Source organism: Paraburkholderia hospita (genome assembly GCF_002902965.1).
GTDB lineage: Bacteria > Pseudomonadota > Gammaproteobacteria > Burkholderiales > Burkholderiaceae > Paraburkholderia > Paraburkholderia hospita.
In genome coordinates this window covers 1,007,714-1,022,788 of the sequence record NZ_CP026105.1, presented here as the reverse complement: position 1 = coordinate 1,022,788, position 15,075 = coordinate 1,007,714, and the positions used below count along the sequence as shown (strand labels likewise).

The window sequence follows — 15,075 nt, the reverse complement described above, 5'->3', positions numbered from 1 at the left end:
CAACCAGACGTTCAGGCCGTGACGACTTTTACCACTTCGTCTAGCGAAGCCGGATCGACGATCGACGCGCCGACCAGATTGCCGTCGATACGCTTGGTCAACCCCGCGAGCACCTTGCCCGGACCGCATTCGATCACGTGCGTAACGCCCTGCTTGCCGATCGACTGCACGCATTCGACCCAGCGCACAGCGCCGGCCGCCTGACGTACCAGCGCATCCTTGATGCCAGCCGGCTCGTTGACGATGGCCACATCGACGTTATTGACGACGGGAATGGACGGCACCTGCACGTCGACGCTCGCCAGATACTCGCGCAGCTGATCCGACGCGGGCTTGAGCAGCGACGAATGGAACGGCGCGGATACGGGCAGCGGCAGCGCGCGTTTCGCGCCCTTCGCCTTGGCGACTTCGCACGCCTTCTCAACGGCCGCCTTGTGACCCGCGATCACGACCTGCGCGGGCGCATTGAAGTTGACGGCTTCGACGACACCCGCCACGGATGCTTCCTTGCACACTTCGCGCACGGTGTCATCGTCGAGGCCGAGAATCGCGGCCATGCCGCCCTGACCGACGGGCACCGCGTTCTGCATCGCCTGCGCGCGGAAACGCACGAGCGGCACAGCGTCGCGGAACTTCAGCGCGCCAGCGGCGACGAGCGCCGTGTATTCGCCCAGGCTATGGCCGGCCACGATTGTAGGCGCAGGACCGCCTGCCGCCTGCCATGCGCGAAAGATCGCGTAAGCAGCCGTCAGCATCACAGGTTGGGTATTGGTGGTGAGGTTCAGGTCTTCGGCCGGGCCTTCGGCGATCAGCTTGCCGAGGTCCTGGTCGAGCGCGTCGGACGCTTCCTGGAGGGTTTCGCGCACGATCGCATTGTCGGCGAACGCGTTGAGCATGCCGACCGACTGCGAGCCCTGCCCCGGAAAAACGAACGCAAATTTCATATCGTCCCCAATTCGATGAGTTCAAATGTGCGTGACGCGCACACGACGTGCGCTGCCACTTGAGGCGGCGCTCCAGGCGCCGCCGCGCGCGGTCGTCAGAAACGGATGACCGACGCGCCCCATGTAAAGCCGCCGCCGACGCCTTCGATCAGCACGTTATGGCCGCGCTGGATGCGTCCGTCGCGAACGGCCACGTCGAGCGCGAGCGGAATCGACGCCGCCGACGTATTGCCGTGCTCGTGCACGGTGACGACCATCCGCTCCTGCGGCAGGCCGAGCTTGCGGCACGTGCTCTGCATGATGCGGATATTGGCCTGGTGCGGAATCAGCCAGTCCACCTGCTCGGGCTTGAGATCCGCCTTCTGCAGCGCTTCGACCGCGACTTTCTCGAGCACGTTGACGGCGAGCTTGAACACCGCCTGACCGTCCATGTGCAGGAACGCACTGCCTTGCACGATGCCGCCGTTCACATTGCCCGGCGTGCAAAGGATGTTCGAATGGCTGCCGTCAGCGTGCAACGCGCTCGACAGCACGCCCGGCTCGTCCGACGCCTGCAGCACGACAGCGCCCGCGCCGTCGCCAAACAGCACGCAGGTGGTACGGTCGTTGAAATCGAGGATGCGTGAGAACGTTTCAGCACCGACCACCAGCGCAGTACGATGTTGCCCGCTTCGGATGAAACTGTCAGCCGTCGCAACGGCATAGGCAAAACCTGAGCACACGGCCTGCACGTCAAAGGCGGCGCCATGATTCTTGATGCCCAGCTTGTTCTGCAGCAGACATGCCGTGCTCGGAAACACGAAGTCCGGCGTCGACGTGGCGACGATGATGAGGTCGATAGATTGCGGATCGACGTCGGCCGCTTCGATCGCGCGTTGCGACGCGAACAGCGCGAGGTCGCTGGTAGTGACATCAGGTTCGGCGAAGTGACGCGCATGGATGCCCGTGCGGGCCACGATCCATTCGTCGCTCGTCTCGACGCCTTGCTTCGCGAGACGATCAGCCAGTTCCTGATTGGAAACGCGGTTGGGCGGCAGATAGCTGCCCGTGCCCAGCACGCGGGAATAGGTAGTGGATTGAGCCATTATGTCTTCGAGGATTGTGCGCTGTAGGGCTCGGCCGGCTGTCCGGACACCGGACCCGCGATCGGGCTCGCCATCTGGCTCGCGGAGCCCGCGCCGCCGGCCTCGTGTTTCGCCTGTTCGAGTGAACCCGCGTTCTCCTCCATCGCGCGGGCAAGACGTTCGAGAACGCCATTTTTGACGGCATCATACCCGCGTTTGATGGCCCACTCAAACGCGTAGGCGTCAGCCGAGCCGTGGCTCTTGATCACGAGCCCGCGCAGGCCGAGCAACGCGGCGCCGTTGTATTGCCGGTGATCGACGCGTTTCTTGAAACGCAGCAGCACGGGCAGCGCCAGCACCGCCATCACCTTGGTCAGCCACGAACGGCCGAATTCTTCCTTGATTATGTCGGACAGCATCTGCGCGAGCCCTTCCGACGTCTTCAGCGCAACGTTACCGACGAAGCCATCGCAGACGATCACGTCGACGGTGCCTTTGTAGATATCGTTGCCTTCCACGTTGCCGCGGAAATTAAGCGTACTGCTACGCAGCAGTTCGCCCGCACGTTTGATCGTTTCGTTGCCCTTGATGACCTCTTCGCCGATATTCAGGAGCCCGATGCTCGGACGCTCCTTGCCTTCGACGGCAGAAACCAGCGCGTGCCCCATCTCCGCGAACTGCAGCAGATGCTGCGGCTCGCAATCGACGTTCGCGCCGAGGTCGAGCATCGTCGTGTAGCCGGTGGGATTGGGCAAGGCAAACGCGATCGCCGGACGTTCGATGCCCGGAAGCGTTTTAAGGACATAGCGGGAAACGGCCATCAGCGCGCCGGTGTTGCCGGCGGAGACGCAGGCCTGCGCCTCGTCGTCCTTGACGCGGTTGAGCGCCACGCGCATCGACGAGTCCTTCTTCTTGCGAAGCGCGACTTCGACGGGATCGTCCATGGCGACGATCTCGGACGCGGGTACGACCGTGAGTGCCGGATTGTCGGACGCCTTCAGCTTCTTCAACTGAGCACGAATCGCGCTTTCGATGCCGACGAGCATCAGGTGCGCATCGGGGTGCGAGCGAACGAAGTTGACGGCAGCGGGAACGGTCACGGACGGGCCGTGGTCGCCTCCCATGCAATCTATCGTGAGCTTTACAGTCATGGAATGCGACGAATTTCAGGCACAAAAAAGCGGCAGTTGAATGCCGCCTTTTTGATGAACCGGGAAAATGTCAAGCGAGCCGATCGCCACGCGAAATACCAATGGGTCAGACCCAAAGGAGCGCGATGCTGGACGATTAGTCGTTCTTCGTCTTGACGACTTTCTTGCCGCGATAGTAGCCGTTCGGGCTGACGTGGTGACGCAGATGCACTTCACCCGTGCTCGGCTCAACAGCCAGCGGCGCGGCGTTGAGGAAATCGTGCGAGCGGTGCATGCCGCGCTTCGACGGCGACTTCTTGTTTTGTTGAACTGCCATGATAACTCCTGAAAATTTTCCGAATTCTAACACAGCCCGGCACGGCAACCGCCATAGGCCACGTGGCTAAACCATCGTGCCCGGCGCGCCCTGTCGCGCTCCCATGCAACTGTTCAGTGCTTCTTGTCGCCGGATTCGCCCGATTTCAGGCCTTCGAGCGCCGCGAAAGGGTTCGGCCGCTTGGGTTCTTCACCCTCTTCAGCTTCGCCCTCGACGGCCTCTTCGCCTTCCTGCCCGCTTGCGCCCGAGGTGAGACTCTCGTGCACTTCGGGACAGGCATCGTGCTTCGGCACGAGCGGCAACGAAAGCAGCAATTCCTCTTCGATCAAGTCGACAAGATCGAACTGGCGTGACCCAACGATCACATCGACTTCATCCTCGTCCAGAGGAAACTCTTCAGCTTCCTCATCCGTATTGACGATCCGGTAAGTCGCATCGACGTTGAATGCCTGCTCGTACGGAGACAGGCAACGCTGACATTCGAGCCATGCGGCGCCGTGAATCGCAAGCCTCAGATACGGCTGCGGACCCTCGGTGCCGTCGTCCTGCAATTCCGGCTGCGTCGTCCCCTCGGCTTGCCAGGTGAACGCGGTATCGCGGTCTGGCGCTCCCTGCGGGACTTCGTTTAACATGCGCGGCAGTTGCGAGACGCGCACGGTACCCGCGGCCTGACGTCCACTGCGGGCAAATTCGAACAGGTCGAGTGCACGCGGGTCGACGAGACCAGCAGGTTTGCCAGGATGTTGAGTCATGTGCGCTCCTGCGTCGGCAAGGATTTCAGCCGGGTAAGTCGTTATGCGTCGTTTTGGTGGCGCTGGAAGACGGTCTGGATGTCACCAGGACGCCTATCCGGTGCGCCATTCGGCAAAGCATACCGATGAAAAGCCCAAAATCATATCCGTTTTGTCTTTTCGAGTCAAACACTTAAGGCCACGCGCGCGAGCGCGTTCGCGCCCCGCCTTTTCACCTTCAGTTTTACCTACAGATCAAGGTTCTTTTCCAGCATGCCGGATTCCTTCAAACGCCCGCCCCGCCTGATTCTGGCGTCGAGTTCGCCGTATCGGCGCGAACTGCTCGAACGGTTACGCATTCCGTTTGACGTCGCCGTGCCTGCCATCGACGAGGCGCCGCTCGCGGGTGAAACGCCGGAAGCGACGGCACTGCGCCTCGCGCAGGCGAAAGCGCGCGCCGTCGCAGCCGGACTGGCCGCCGGCGAGCGAGCACTCGTGATCGGCTCGGATCAGGTCGCGACCTATGACGGCCATCAGATCGGCAAGCCCGGCACGCATGAAAAAGCGCTCGCGCAACTGCAAGGCATGCGCGGCCGCGAAGTGCTTTTCCACAGCGCGCTGTGCCTGTTCGACAGCCGTTCGGGCGACGCGCAAACCATCGACGTGGTCACGCACGTGCGCTTTCGCGATCTGCCCGACGCCGCGCTCGACGCCTACCTGCGCGCTGAGACACCGTACGACTGCGCGGGCAGCGCAAAAGCGGAAGGCCTCGGCATCGCGCTACTGGACGCGATCGAATCCGACGATCCCACGGCGCTGATCGGCCTGCCGCTGATCGCGCTCACGCGCATGCTGCTCGCTGCCGGCTACCCACTACTGGAGGTGCGATGAGCGGCGTTCTCTATCTGATCCCGAACACGCTCGGCGACGGCGACGCCGCCGCGCTGGACGCCGTCCTGCCCGCGCCCGTTCGCGCTCGCGCGGCTGCCCTGCACTATTACATAGGCGAAAACGCGAAAACCACGCGCGCATTCCTGAAGAAAGTCGGCACGGAACGGCCTATCCAGGAAATCGAGATTCGCGAACTGAACGTCAACACGCCCGCGGGCGAAATCGACAAGTTGCTGGCGCCCGTCCTTGCGGGGACGGATGCCGGGCTAGTGTCCGAGGCCGGCTGCCCGGCCGTCGCCGATCCGGGCGCAATGCTCGTGCGGCGCGCACATGAGCGCGGCGTGAAGGTGGTGCCGTTCGTCGGCCCGAGTTCGATCCTGCTCGCGCTGATGGCGTCTGGATTGAACGGCCAGAGCTTTGCGTTTCACGGCTACCTGCCCGTCGACGCGAACGAGCGCGCGAAACGCCTGCGGGACCTCGAGCAGCAGTCGCGTAAAGGCAAGCAGACGCAGATTTTCATCGAGACGCCCTACCGGAATCGCGCGTTGCTCGACACGCTGATCGCGACCTGCGCGCCGTCGACGCTAGTTTGCGTCGCCGTCGATCTGACACTGCAAAGTGAAACCATCGTGAGCCGGACGGTTGCCGACTGGAAGAAAAAGCCGGGGCTGGATCTCCACAAGCGCCCAGCGATCTTTCTGATTCTGGCGGCCTGAGCCTGGGAAAGCGGTGGCCTACCAAGTCCCAGGCCACCGCCCGATAACGCCCTATCGCAAATTCAACCGGCCGATCGCTGCCATCGCGTGCACGGCGCCGCCGCCGACTGCCGCGCCGAACTTGCGCGCAACGCGGTCGGTGATGCTCTCCTTCACCGTGTAGTCGACCACATCAGGCGCCTTGATGATTTCGCGCGCGACGTAATCTGTGTCGCCGAAGCCGTCCGCGAGGCCCAGCTCGACGCTCTTTGCACCTGTCCAGAAAAGACCGGAGAAGATATCCGGCGATTCCTGAAGGCGCTTGCCGCGCCCCTGCTTGACGGCATCAATGAACTGGGCGTGGATCTCGTCCAGCATCGCTTGCGCATGTTGATCCATCTTCGGCGTATCGGGCGAGAACGGATCGTAAAAGCCCTTGTTCTCACCCGAGGTGCGCATCCTGCGCTGAATGCCCAGCTTGTCCATCAAGCCGGTGAAACCGAAGCCATCCATCAGCACGCCAATCGAACCGACGATGCTCGCCTTATCCACGTAAATCTTGTCAGCAGCCGCCGCAGCGTAATAGCCACCCGACGCGCACATGTCGCTGACAACGACGTAAAGCGGAATAGACGGATATTTAGCGCGCAATCGGCGAATTTCGCGGTAGATGATCCCAGCCTGAACGGGACTGCCGCCCGGGCTGTTGCAACGCAGGACCACACCCGCCGTGCCTGCGTCGTCGAATGCGCTCGCTAGTGCCGCGTCGACATCTTCCGCGTTCGCGTTAGTATCGGATGCGATCTCGCCTTCAAGTGTCACGAGTGCCGTATGGCGGCCGCTGGTGGTCGCGACCTTCTCTCCGCTGAGATCCAGCACAGCCCACGCAATCAGGACCAGCACACCGAGGAACAGGAAACGAAAAAAGATGCGCCAGCGTCGCGCCGCGCGTTGCTCGTTGACGGCTGCCAGCGCAATCCGTTCGAGCGCGGCGCGCTCCCAGTTCGGCTCGTCGGCGGGCACCCGGCGCGGCTCTCGGCTCGTTGCGGCCGGTTCGTTCGGATCGGGAGTCAAATTATCGGACATGCGTTGCCGCCGGAGAAAACGAGGTTTCGGGAAAAGATGCTGGGAAATCAGGCAGATGCTGGACGCAGATCAGCGTCCGGAAGCCAGAACACTGTGCGCCCTTCGGGCGTGTCGCGCTCGTCGACGTGTACCGGGCGAAGCCTGCCGCCGCGGCACGGACCGCCGACGCATTTGCCCGTATCGGGCGCGTAAATCGCGCCATGCGTCGCGCACATCAAGTATAAGCCGGACGATTCGAAGAACTGTCCTTCGTTCCAGTCCAGTTCCATCGGCACATGCGCGCAACGGTTCAGGTAGCCATACGCCACGCCGTCATAGCGGACGAAGAACACCACGGCATCACCGCCAGCGTACGTCGCGTTGCGGCGCACGCCAGCGCCGCCGTCGACGAGTTCTTCGGATGCGCAAATGCGCACCGCCTCCTGCGCGGCGTCCGTCATGCGTGCTCCCGCAACCAGCCCGACAATGAAGCGATGCTGTCCGCGACGAATTTCGGCTCCAGTGCCGTCAACGAATCCGCAGGATGCGCGCCGTATGTGACGCCAATGCCCGACACGCCTGCATTGATCGCCATTTGAAGATCGTGCGTGGTATCACCGATCATCACCGTGCGCACGGGATCCTGCCCTAGTTCACGTGTCAGTTCCTGCAGCATAGCCGGATGCGGTTTCGAGAACGTTTCATCGGCACAGCGCGTGCCGTCGAAAAGACTCGTGAGCCGAACCTGATCCAGCGCGCGGTTCAGCCCGACACGGCTCTTCCCGGTCGCAATTGCGAGCAGATAGCCTTGATCGCGCAGATCCGCCAGCATCTCGCGCACGCCCAAAAACAGCTCGGTCGTCTGATCCTTCACCAGATAGTGGAAGCGATAGCGCTCGGCGAGGCGCGGGTAGTCGGATGGATCGAGCGTCGGCGCGGCAATCTGCAGCGCGTCGCGCAAACCCAGGCCGATCACGAAGCTTGCAGCCTCGTCGGCCGGCACAGGCAACCCGAGATCGCGGCAGGCCGCCTGAATGCTGCGTGTGATATGGACGGTCGAATCCATCAACGTGCCGTCCCAATCGAAGACGATCAGGTCAAATTGCTCTCTTGCCATGCGTTTTCGTCTCGGTTTGTGATTGTTCGTGCGTCCCTGCGCCGGCCGTCCCGGCAAGTTGCGCGATGAACCGCTTGCAGTCTGCCGGCAACGGCGCTTCGAACTGTAGCGTGTCGCCCGTCGCCGGGTGCGTCAGCTTAAGCCGGTAAGCGTGCAAAAACATCCGTTTGAGCCCCGGCTGCGCGTTCGCGCGCGCAAGCGCCTTATTCAGCGCGAAATCGCCGTATTTGGCGTCGCCGATGATCGGCAGCCCCAGATGCGCCAGATGGACACGAATCTGATGGGTCCGACCCGTTTTCAGTTCCGCTTCGAGCAGCGCGTAATCGGGCCAGCGATCGACGAGATTGAAAATAGTGTGCGATGGCAGCCCGTCCGGCTGCACGCGCACGCGCCGCTCGCCATCCGGCAGCAGATATTTGTGCAGCGGCTCCTTCACGGCACGCCGGCGGCCCCAGTCGCTCGCCCATTCGCCGTGCACGCACGCGTAGTAACGCTTGTCCATCCGGTTCGCGCGAATCTGCTCGTGCAGATTCACGAGTGCCGCGCGCTTTTTCGCGAGCATCAGGACGCCCGACGTCTCGCGGTCCAGCCGGTGCACCAGTTCCAGAAACTTCGCCTGCGGACGCGCCGCCCGCAACTGCTCGATCACGCCGAACGCGACCCCGCTGCCGCCGTGCACGGCGACGCCCGCCGGTTTGTCGATCACGAGCATATGCTCGTCTTCGAACAGAATCTCGAAGTGCGCGGACGGCACGGGCGCGTGCACCGCCTCGTCCGCCTTCGCGACGCGGATGGGCGGCACGCGCACCAGATCGCCAAAGGCGAGACGGTACTGCGCGTCCACGCGGCCCTTGTTCACGCGCACTTCGCCGCTGCGCAGAATCCGATAAATATGGCTTTTCGGCACGCCCTTACAGACGCGCAGCAAGAAGTTGTCGATCCGCTGACCGGCCGCGCTGTCGTCGATTTCGATCATCGACACCTGATCGCTCGAAACGGGGCTTGTCACCGATTTCTGGGATATTTTGCCTAACTCTTTCATTCTGAATATAATTTGCCCAGCAGTCTGCGGTGGCCGACTATATAGGATCGGCGCCTTAAACCGAATCGCGGGTGGATTGCGCAGGCGCAAGCGATAAAAACGTCATTTTACTTGCGCCGGGGGCTGGTTGCTCGCCCTGAAAATGAGATGCAACAAGTTGCACGCACGATGCACGACACGGCAGGGACGGCGCCCACAGGCGAGTTCGGTCACAGTCGGCACCGTCGGTAACGGAATTTTGGTCAAAAAGAATTTGACTGGCGAGCTTCGGCAAGGGCTGCTTTCATGTCCCTTAAGCGCGAAGCGGCCGGTGGCGAAAATACGGCGTGCGCCCGAGGCGTCCTGCGGAAAGTGCAGGACATGGCGACGTCAAAATGAGGCGAGACACCCCGAGCGGGACAGGCACGCGCAGTGAGCGAGCCTGCCCGCTGCGGCAAGACCGCAGCCTTCGAACGTGTCCGGACGCGCGCCCAACTGGCGCGCCGGCGCACGTGGACGAAGGCTGATGCAAGTCGGCTGCCAGGACCCGCGGCGTGTCGGGCCATTATTTGAAGCCGTGTTCGCATGTGCCCTGCGGCAGCGCGTCCATTTATTGGAGACGGCGCCCACATCAGGCAATTCTCCCCGCCATCTTTCCCGCTCCAGCGTGCTTGTGAAAACACAATAAGGCGCGGCATGCCGCTGCCCCAAGCCGTCGGCCGGGTTCGTTCCCGTGCGCCGTCGGCCGGACAGGCAGAGCCGCTCTGGAGCCGTTCAATGAAACGCATGTTGTTTAATGCGACGCAGCAGGAAGAATTGCGCGTCGCCATCGTCGATGGGCAAAAACTCATCGACATCGACATCGAAACCGCCGGCCGCGAACAGCGCAAAGGCAATATCTACAAGGGCATCATTACCCGCATCGAGCCGTCGCTCGAAGCCTGTTTCGTCAACTATGGCGAAGACCGCCATGGTTTTCTCCCGTTCAAGGAAGTCGCTCGCCAGTACTTCCGCGAAGGCATCGACATGCGCTCGGCGCGCATTCAGGACGCCCTCAAGGAAGGCCAGGAACTGATCGTTCAGGTCGAGAAGGAAGAACGCGGCAACAAGGGCGCGGCCCTCACCACGTTCATCTCGCTCGCCGGCCGTTACCTCGTGCTGATGCCGAACAATCCGCGCGGCGGCGGTGTGTCGCGCCGGATCGAAGGCGACGACCGCCAGGAACTGCGCGAAACGATGTCCCAGCTGCAACTGCCCGAAGGCATGAGCATCATCGCGCGCACGGCGGGTATCGGCCGTAGCGCGGAAGAGCTGCAATGGGACCTGAACTACCTGATGCAGCTGTGGCGCGCGATCGAAGCCGCGTCGCAAAGCGGCTCGCAAGGTCAGCCGATGCTGATCTATCTCGAATCGAGCCTCGTCATCCGCGCGATTCGCGACTACTTCCAGCCGGACATCGGCGAAATCCTCATCGACACCACGGAAATCCACGACCAGGCACGCGCCTTCATGGATATCGTGATGCCGGACAATGTCAACAAGGTGAAGCGGTATCACGACGACGTGCCGCTTTTCTCGCGTTTCCAGATCGAGCACCAGATCGAGACGGCGTACTCCCGCACGGTGCCGCTGCCGTCGGGCGGCGCGATCGTGATCGACCACACGGAAGCGCTCGTCGCGATCGACGTGAACTCGGCGCGCGCCACCAAGGGCGCCGACATCGAGGAAACGGCCACGCGCACGAACCTCGAAGCCGCCGACGAAGTCGCGCGCCAGTTGCGTCTGCGCGACCTGGGCGGCCTGATCGTGATCGACTTCATCGATATGGAGTCGGCCAAGAGCCAGCGCGAAGTCGAGCAGCGCCTGAAAGACGCGCTCAAGCACGACCGCGCGCGCGTCCAGATGGGCAAGATCTCGCGCTTCGGCCTGATGGAGCTGTCGCGCCAGCGTCTGCGTCCGGCGCTGTCGGAAGGCAGCCACGTGACCTGCCCGCGCTGTAACGGCACGGGCCACATCCGCGATACCGAATCGTCCGCGCTGCAAGTGCTGCGGATCATTCAGGAAGAAGCGATGAAGGAAAACACCGCGGCGATCCACTGCCAGGTGCCCGTCGAGGTCACGGCCTTCCTGCTCAACGAAAAGCGCTCGGAAATCAACAAGATCGAGTCGCGCTTCAAGGTCAACGTCGTGCTGGTGCCGAACAAGCACCTCGACACGCCGCACTACAAGCTCGAGCGCCTGCGTCACGACGATGCGCGCCTCGACGATCCGCGCGCGTCGTGGAAGATGGCCGAAGAAGCGGCCCGCGAACTGGAATCGGAAACGGGTTACAGCAAGCGCACCGAAGAAGTGAAGCCGAAGCAGGAAGCGGCCGTGAAGGGCATCACGCCTGAAAAGCCGGCGCCGAGCGCGCCCGTGCGCACGCCGGCCCCCGCTGCCGCCACGGTCGAAGTCAAGCCCGCCACGGGCGGCTTCATCGGCTGGCTGAAGGGTCTGTTCGGTGTGCAACCGGCGGCTCCCGCTCCCGCGCCCGCTCCAGTCGAGAAGACGGCGAAGCCCGCACGCGGCGAACGCACCGAGCGTGGTGAGCGCACGGGCGAGCGCGGCGGCGATCGCAACCGCAACCGTCGCAACGGCGCAGGTGGCCGCGATGCGGCAGGCCGTGGCGAAGGCGCGGCAACGCAAGGCCGTCAGGCTCAACCGTCGCAGCGCGGCGAACGTCAGGAACGCGAACCGCGTGAAGCACGTGAGCCGCGTGGCGGCCGCGAGCCGCGCGAAGGCCGCGAGCCTCGTGAGGCACGCGAACCGCGCGAGGCACGCCCGGAGCGCGTCGAACGCGGTCAGGAACGCGCAGACCGCGCAGAAACCGCTGAGGTAACGCGCGGCGAGCGTCAGGAACGCCAGGATCGGGCGGACCGTGGCGAGCGCCGTGAGCGTGGCGAACGCGCCGAACGTGGCGAGCGTCGCAAGCAGCAGCCCGAAGCAGCCGACGCGCTGAGCCAGGACGAGGCTCAGGCCGATATCGCCGCACAGGCGCAAGCGAATCTGATGGGTGGCGCTGCTCCCATCGACGACGCGCGTGATGGCGAAGAGCGTCGTCGTCGCCGTCGCGGCCGCCGTGGTGGCCGTCGCGAGCGTGACGAGGAAGGCGTGAACGTGAACACGGCTGCCGATGTCGCGGAAGCGGAAGGCGAAACGGCTGTGGCAGCATCGGCGGAAACGCCCGTGCGCGCACCGGAACACACGGGCCGTCATGAAGCGCAGCCGCAAGCGGTCGAAGCGGCACAACAACAGCCGGCACAGGAAGTGAAGCCGGTCGAGGTCGTCGTGGCAGCCGTCGCGACGGGCGCCGCCGTGGTCAGCGAGTTGCATGCATCGGCTGAAACGCCGGCGCTGGCTGTCGAAAAGGCTGCGAAGGCGGAAGCCGTCGTGCCCACCGACGAAGCGCCTGTTGCGACGCACACGGAAGCAGCCGTCGAAGAGCCGGCCGCTGTCGAGCCGCAAGCGGTTGCGCCTGTCGCAACGGTGCAGGCTCCCGTTGAAGTGCCCGCGCCGGTTGAGACCGTAGCGGCAGCACCCGTCGCCGAAGCGCCTGTCGTCGTCGAGCCTGTAGCCGAGCCGGTTGCAGCGGCTCCGGCCCCGGCAGCGCCCGCCGAAGAAGCGCAGCCGGTTGTCGAAGCGCCCGTTGCAACTCAGCCCGTCGTCGAGCCGGTGGTTCAGGCCGTCGTCGAGCCGGTCGTTCAGCCGGTCGCGGAGCCCGTCGCGGACGTCGCGCAGGCGCAACCCGCAGCGGAACCGGCCGTAACGGAAGCGGTAACGCAAGCCGCGCCGATCGCCGCAGCAGCCGAGCCGCAACCCGTTCGCACGAACGGCACGTCGGCCCGCCGCCAGTCGACGCAAGGCCTCGAGACGATGCTGCAAAGCGCCGGCCTCGTCTGGGTCAACACCGACTCGGACAAGCTGCGCGTCGCGCAGGAAGCCGCCGCGCAGGCGGTGAAGCCCGCACGCGCGCCGCGCGAGCGCAAGGCGCTTCCGGCCACCGACACGACGCCAATGCAACAGGTCGAAACGGCAAAGCAGCCGCAGTAAGCGGTCGCTAACTTCGCCCGGCGGCAACGCCGGGCAACCCGAAAAGCCCGCCTTCAAGGCGGGCTTTTTGCTGCCCCTCGCCTGACAACACCGCGCGTTCGCCCTACTGTGACGGACAGGGCCTTCCGCTAGAATGAAGTCTGATATCCCAAATATGTAATCATGTCCCGACGCATCATCCCTGTTGCCGACGTCAGCGCCGTTCCCGACGTCGCCGGTCCCATCCGGACCCCGCGCGGCGAGCTGACCGATACGCTGTCGCGCCCGCTGCGCGACCTGCGCATCTCTGTCACGGACCGTTGCAACTTCCGGTGCGTCTACTGCATGCCACGCGCGGTGTTCGACAAGGACTATTCGTTCCTGCCGCACAGCGCGCTGCTGACTTTCGAGGAAATCGAGCGGATCGCGACGATCTTCGTCGCGCATGGCGTCGAGAAAATCCGTCTGACGGGCGGCGAACCGCTCTTGCGCAAGAACCTCGAATTCCTGATCGAACGGCTCGCGCGCATGACGACCGCTGCGGGCAAACCACTCGACCTGACGCTCACCACCAACGGTTCGCTGCTCGCGCGCAAGGCGCGCAGCCTGAAAGACGCCGGCCTGAGCCGCGTGACCGTCAGCCTCGACGCGCTCGACGATGCGTTGTTTCGCCGCATGAACGACGCCGATTTCGCGGTGCGCGACGTGCTCGACGGCATCGAAGTTGCGCAGTCGGTCGGTCTTGCGCCACTGAAGGTCAACATGGTCGTCAAGCACGGCACGAACGACAGCGAAATCGTGCCGATGGCGCGCCACTTCCGGGGCTCCGGCGTGGTGCTGCGCTTCATCGAATACATGGACGTCGGCACGTCGAACGGCTGGAACATGACGGAAGTGCTGCCGTCGGCGGATGTAGTCGCGCGGATTAGCGAGCACTTTCCGCTGCTGCCGCTCGAAGCGCATAGCGCAGCCGAAACCGCGCAGCGCTGGGGCTACGCGGACGGCTGCGGCGAAATCGGCGTGATTTCCAGCGTGACGCGCGCGTTCTGTGGCGACTGCACGCGCGCGCGGCTATCGACGGAAGGCAAGGTGTATCTGTGCCTGTTCGCTTCGTCGGGCCACGATCTGCGCGCGCTAGTACGCAACGGCACGAGCGACGCAGGCATCGCCACCGCGATCGCCAACATCTGGCACGCCCGCGGCGACCGCTACTCGCAACTGCGTGGCAGCGCGAACGCGGCTTCGACGACGACGCGCGAAGAGCGGCGCGTCGAGATGTCGTACATCGGCGGCTGAGCCGGTCTTTCCAATGACCATCACGCGCGACGAGATCACCGGCCTGCTGCTCGCAGGCGGACGCGGCATGCGCATGGGCGGCGTCGACAAAGGCCTGCAGATGCTGCACGGCGAACCGCTCGCGCTCCATGTGATGCGGCGTCTCGCGCCGCAGGCCGGGCCGCTTCTGATCAGCGCGAACCGTCACACGGCACGCTACGCGGAACTGGGCGAGCCGTTTCACGCAACCGTCATCTCCGACACGATGCCTGATTTCCCCGGTCCGCTCGCCGGTCTCCTCGCCGGTTTGCGCGCGGCGCGCACGCCGTTCGTGCTGTCGGCACCCTGCGACACGCCCGGCCTGCCAGCTGATCTCGCCGGGCGCCTCGCAGCCGCGCTCGCTGCGCAAGACGCGCAAGACGCGGGCATCGCGACCGTCACGACCACGGACGCCCAAGGCGACACGTCCATCCACCCCGTTTTCGCGCTCGTGCGCACGTCACTGGCCGACGATCTCGAAGGCTTTCTGCAGGCGGGCGAGCGCAAGGTTCGCACGTGGTACGCACGCCACAGGGCGGTCGAAGTCGCCTTTCCGGACGAGCGCACGTTTTACAATATCAATTCACTGCAGGAACTCGCCGACCTCGAACGCGGTTGACCGGGTTTAACATTAGCAGCGCCATTTGCCGCGATTGCCGCCCGGCCGCCGCCGCACCGCATTCCGTCGCGACGCTCCC

At 64.1% G+C, this 15,075-nt stretch carries 14 protein-coding genes; 5 read left to right on the top strand and 9 right to left on the bottom strand.

Features of this window, described 5'->3' with window-relative positions; all coding sequences use genetic code 11:
* Positions 1-11: 11 nt before the first annotated feature.
* The 5 genes from fabD to C2L64_RS04570 all read right to left on the bottom strand — a co-directional run bounded on the left by fabD (position 12) and on the right by C2L64_RS04570 (position 4,227).
* Positions 12-944, bottom strand: coding sequence for an ACP S-malonyltransferase (gene fabD, locus C2L64_RS04595; protein ID WP_090835776.1), 933 nt, complete (start codon positions 942-944; stop codon positions 12-14).
* A 95-nt stretch (positions 945-1,039) separates the two neighbouring features.
* Positions 1,040-2,029 carry a beta-ketoacyl-ACP synthase III gene (locus C2L64_RS04590; RefSeq protein ID WP_090835777.1) on the bottom strand — a complete coding sequence of 330 codons (990 nt, stop codon included), beginning with the start codon at positions 2,027-2,029 and terminating at the stop codon, positions 1,040-1,042.
* A complete protein-coding gene (gene plsX / locus C2L64_RS04585) occupies positions 2,029-3,159 on the bottom strand; it encodes a phosphate acyltransferase PlsX (protein WP_079484735.1) in 1,131 nt (376 codons plus the stop codon). Before plsX ends, C2L64_RS04590 begins: the two co-directional genes overlap by 1 nt.
* A gap of 136 nt (positions 3,160-3,295) precedes the next feature.
* Positions 3,296-3,475 carry a 50S ribosomal protein L32 gene (rpmF, locus tag C2L64_RS04575; protein ID WP_007741736.1) on the bottom strand — a complete coding sequence of 60 codons (180 nt, stop codon included), beginning with the start codon at positions 3,473-3,475 and terminating at the stop codon, positions 3,296-3,298.
* 113 nt (positions 3,476-3,588) lie between these two features.
* Positions 3,589-4,227, bottom strand: a complete 639-nt coding sequence (locus C2L64_RS04570; protein ID WP_079484732.1) for a DUF177 domain-containing protein — start codon at positions 4,225-4,227, stop codon at positions 3,589-3,591.
* Positions 4,228-4,479: 252 nt separating this feature from the next.
* Here C2L64_RS04570 and C2L64_RS04565 point away from each other — a divergent pair, with 252 nt between their 5' ends.
* Both C2L64_RS04565 and C2L64_RS04560 read left to right on the top strand, forming a co-directional pair.
* Positions 4,480-5,097 carry a Maf-like protein gene (locus C2L64_RS04565; RefSeq protein ID WP_007741742.1) on the top strand — a complete coding sequence of 206 codons (618 nt, stop codon included), beginning with the start codon at positions 4,480-4,482 and terminating at the stop codon, positions 5,095-5,097.
* Positions 5,094-5,813, top strand: coding sequence for an SAM-dependent methyltransferase (locus C2L64_RS04560; RefSeq protein ID WP_090835778.1), 720 nt, complete (start codon positions 5,094-5,096; stop codon positions 5,811-5,813). The genes C2L64_RS04565 and C2L64_RS04560 overlap by 4 nt, the downstream gene beginning before the upstream one ends.
* 51 nt (positions 5,814-5,864) lie before the next feature.
* Here the strand turns inward: C2L64_RS04560 and C2L64_RS04555 are convergent, their stop codons facing one another.
* The 4 genes from C2L64_RS04555 to C2L64_RS04540 are packed head-to-tail and all read right to left on the bottom strand — an operon-like array spanning position 5,865 to position 9,016.
* Positions 5,865-6,878 (bottom strand): S49 family peptidase, encoded by a 1,014-nt coding sequence (locus C2L64_RS04555; RefSeq protein ID WP_007741746.1) that lies wholly within the window; start codon positions 6,876-6,878, stop codon positions 5,865-5,867.
* A 47-nt stretch (positions 6,879-6,925) separates the two neighbouring features.
* On the bottom strand, positions 6,926-7,318 hold the full coding sequence (locus C2L64_RS04550; RefSeq protein WP_079484723.1) for a Rieske (2Fe-2S) protein: 393 nt from the start codon (positions 7,316-7,318) through the stop codon (positions 6,926-6,928).
* Positions 7,315-7,974, bottom strand: coding sequence for an HAD-IA family hydrolase (locus C2L64_RS04545; protein WP_007741754.1), 660 nt, complete (start codon positions 7,972-7,974; stop codon positions 7,315-7,317). The genes C2L64_RS04550 and C2L64_RS04545 overlap by 4 nt, the downstream gene beginning before the upstream one ends.
* The gene (locus tag C2L64_RS04540; protein WP_090835779.1) at positions 7,955-9,016 is read right to left on the bottom strand and encodes an RluA family pseudouridine synthase; all 1,062 of its coding nucleotides are present in this window, start codon (positions 9,014-9,016) and stop codon (positions 7,955-7,957) included. Before C2L64_RS04540 ends, C2L64_RS04545 begins: the two co-directional genes overlap by 20 nt.
* Before the next feature lie 756 nt (positions 9,017-9,772).
* Between C2L64_RS04540 and C2L64_RS04535 the strand changes: the two genes are divergently transcribed.
* The 3 genes from C2L64_RS04535 to mobA all read left to right on the top strand — a co-directional run bounded on the left by C2L64_RS04535 (position 9,773) and on the right by mobA (position 14,996).
* Positions 9,773-13,084, top strand: coding sequence for an Rne/Rng family ribonuclease (locus C2L64_RS04535; RefSeq protein ID WP_090835780.1), 3,312 nt, complete (start codon positions 9,773-9,775; stop codon positions 13,082-13,084).
* Positions 13,085-13,246: 162 nt separating this feature from the next.
* Positions 13,247-14,359, top strand: a complete 1,113-nt coding sequence (gene moaA, locus C2L64_RS04530) for a GTP 3',8-cyclase MoaA (protein WP_090835781.1) — start codon at positions 13,247-13,249, stop codon at positions 14,357-14,359.
* A gap of 13 nt (positions 14,360-14,372) precedes the next feature.
* Positions 14,373-14,996: a molybdenum cofactor guanylyltransferase MobA gene (mobA, locus tag C2L64_RS04525; protein ID WP_090835782.1), complete on the top strand. Its 624-nt coding sequence runs from the start codon at positions 14,373-14,375 to the stop codon at positions 14,994-14,996.
* Positions 14,997-15,075 lie beyond the last annotated feature (79 nt).

What these genes read in the sequence shown, in the direction of transcription:
- C2L64_RS04570 (WP_079484732.1), bottom strand. Translation starts at nt 4,227, where the DNA reads ATGACTCAACATCCTGGCAAACCTGCTGGTCTCGTCGACCCGCGTGCA.
- C2L64_RS04555 (WP_007741746.1), bottom strand. Translation starts at nt 6,878, where the DNA reads ATGTCCGATAATTTGACTCCCGATCCGAACGAACCGGCCGCAACGAGC.
- mobA (WP_090835782.1), top strand. Translation starts at nt 14,373, where the DNA reads ATGACCATCACGCGCGACGAGATCACCGGCCTGCTGCTCGCAGGCGGA.
- rpmF (WP_007741736.1), bottom strand. Translation starts at nt 3,475, where the DNA reads ATGGCAGTTCAACAAAACAAGAAGTCGCCGTCGAAGCGCGGCATGCAC.
- C2L64_RS04540 (WP_090835779.1), bottom strand. Translation starts at nt 9,016, where the DNA reads ATGAAAGAGTTAGGCAAAATATCCCAGAAATCGGTGACAAGCCCCGTT.
- fabD (WP_090835776.1), bottom strand. Translation starts at nt 944, where the DNA reads ATGAAATTTGCGTTCGTTTTTCCGGGGCAGGGCTCGCAGTCGGTCGGC.
- plsX (WP_079484735.1), bottom strand. Translation starts at nt 3,159, where the DNA reads ATGACTGTAAAGCTCACGATAGATTGCATGGGAGGCGACCACGGCCCG.
- C2L64_RS04560 (WP_090835778.1), top strand. Translation starts at nt 5,094, where the DNA reads ATGAGCGGCGTTCTCTATCTGATCCCGAACACGCTCGGCGACGGCGAC.
- C2L64_RS04535 (WP_090835780.1), top strand. Translation starts at nt 9,773, where the DNA reads ATGAAACGCATGTTGTTTAATGCGACGCAGCAGGAAGAATTGCGCGTC.
- C2L64_RS04590 (WP_090835777.1), bottom strand. Translation starts at nt 2,029, where the DNA reads ATGGCTCAATCCACTACCTATTCCCGCGTGCTGGGCACGGGCAGCTAT.
- C2L64_RS04550 (WP_079484723.1), bottom strand. Translation starts at nt 7,318, where the DNA reads ATGACGGACGCCGCGCAGGAGGCGGTGCGCATTTGCGCATCCGAAGAA.
- C2L64_RS04545 (WP_007741754.1), bottom strand. Translation starts at nt 7,974, where the DNA reads ATGGCAAGAGAGCAATTTGACCTGATCGTCTTCGATTGGGACGGCACG.
- moaA (WP_090835781.1), top strand. Translation starts at nt 13,247, where the DNA reads ATGTCCCGACGCATCATCCCTGTTGCCGACGTCAGCGCCGTTCCCGAC.
- C2L64_RS04565 (WP_007741742.1), top strand. Translation starts at nt 4,480, where the DNA reads ATGCCGGATTCCTTCAAACGCCCGCCCCGCCTGATTCTGGCGTCGAGT.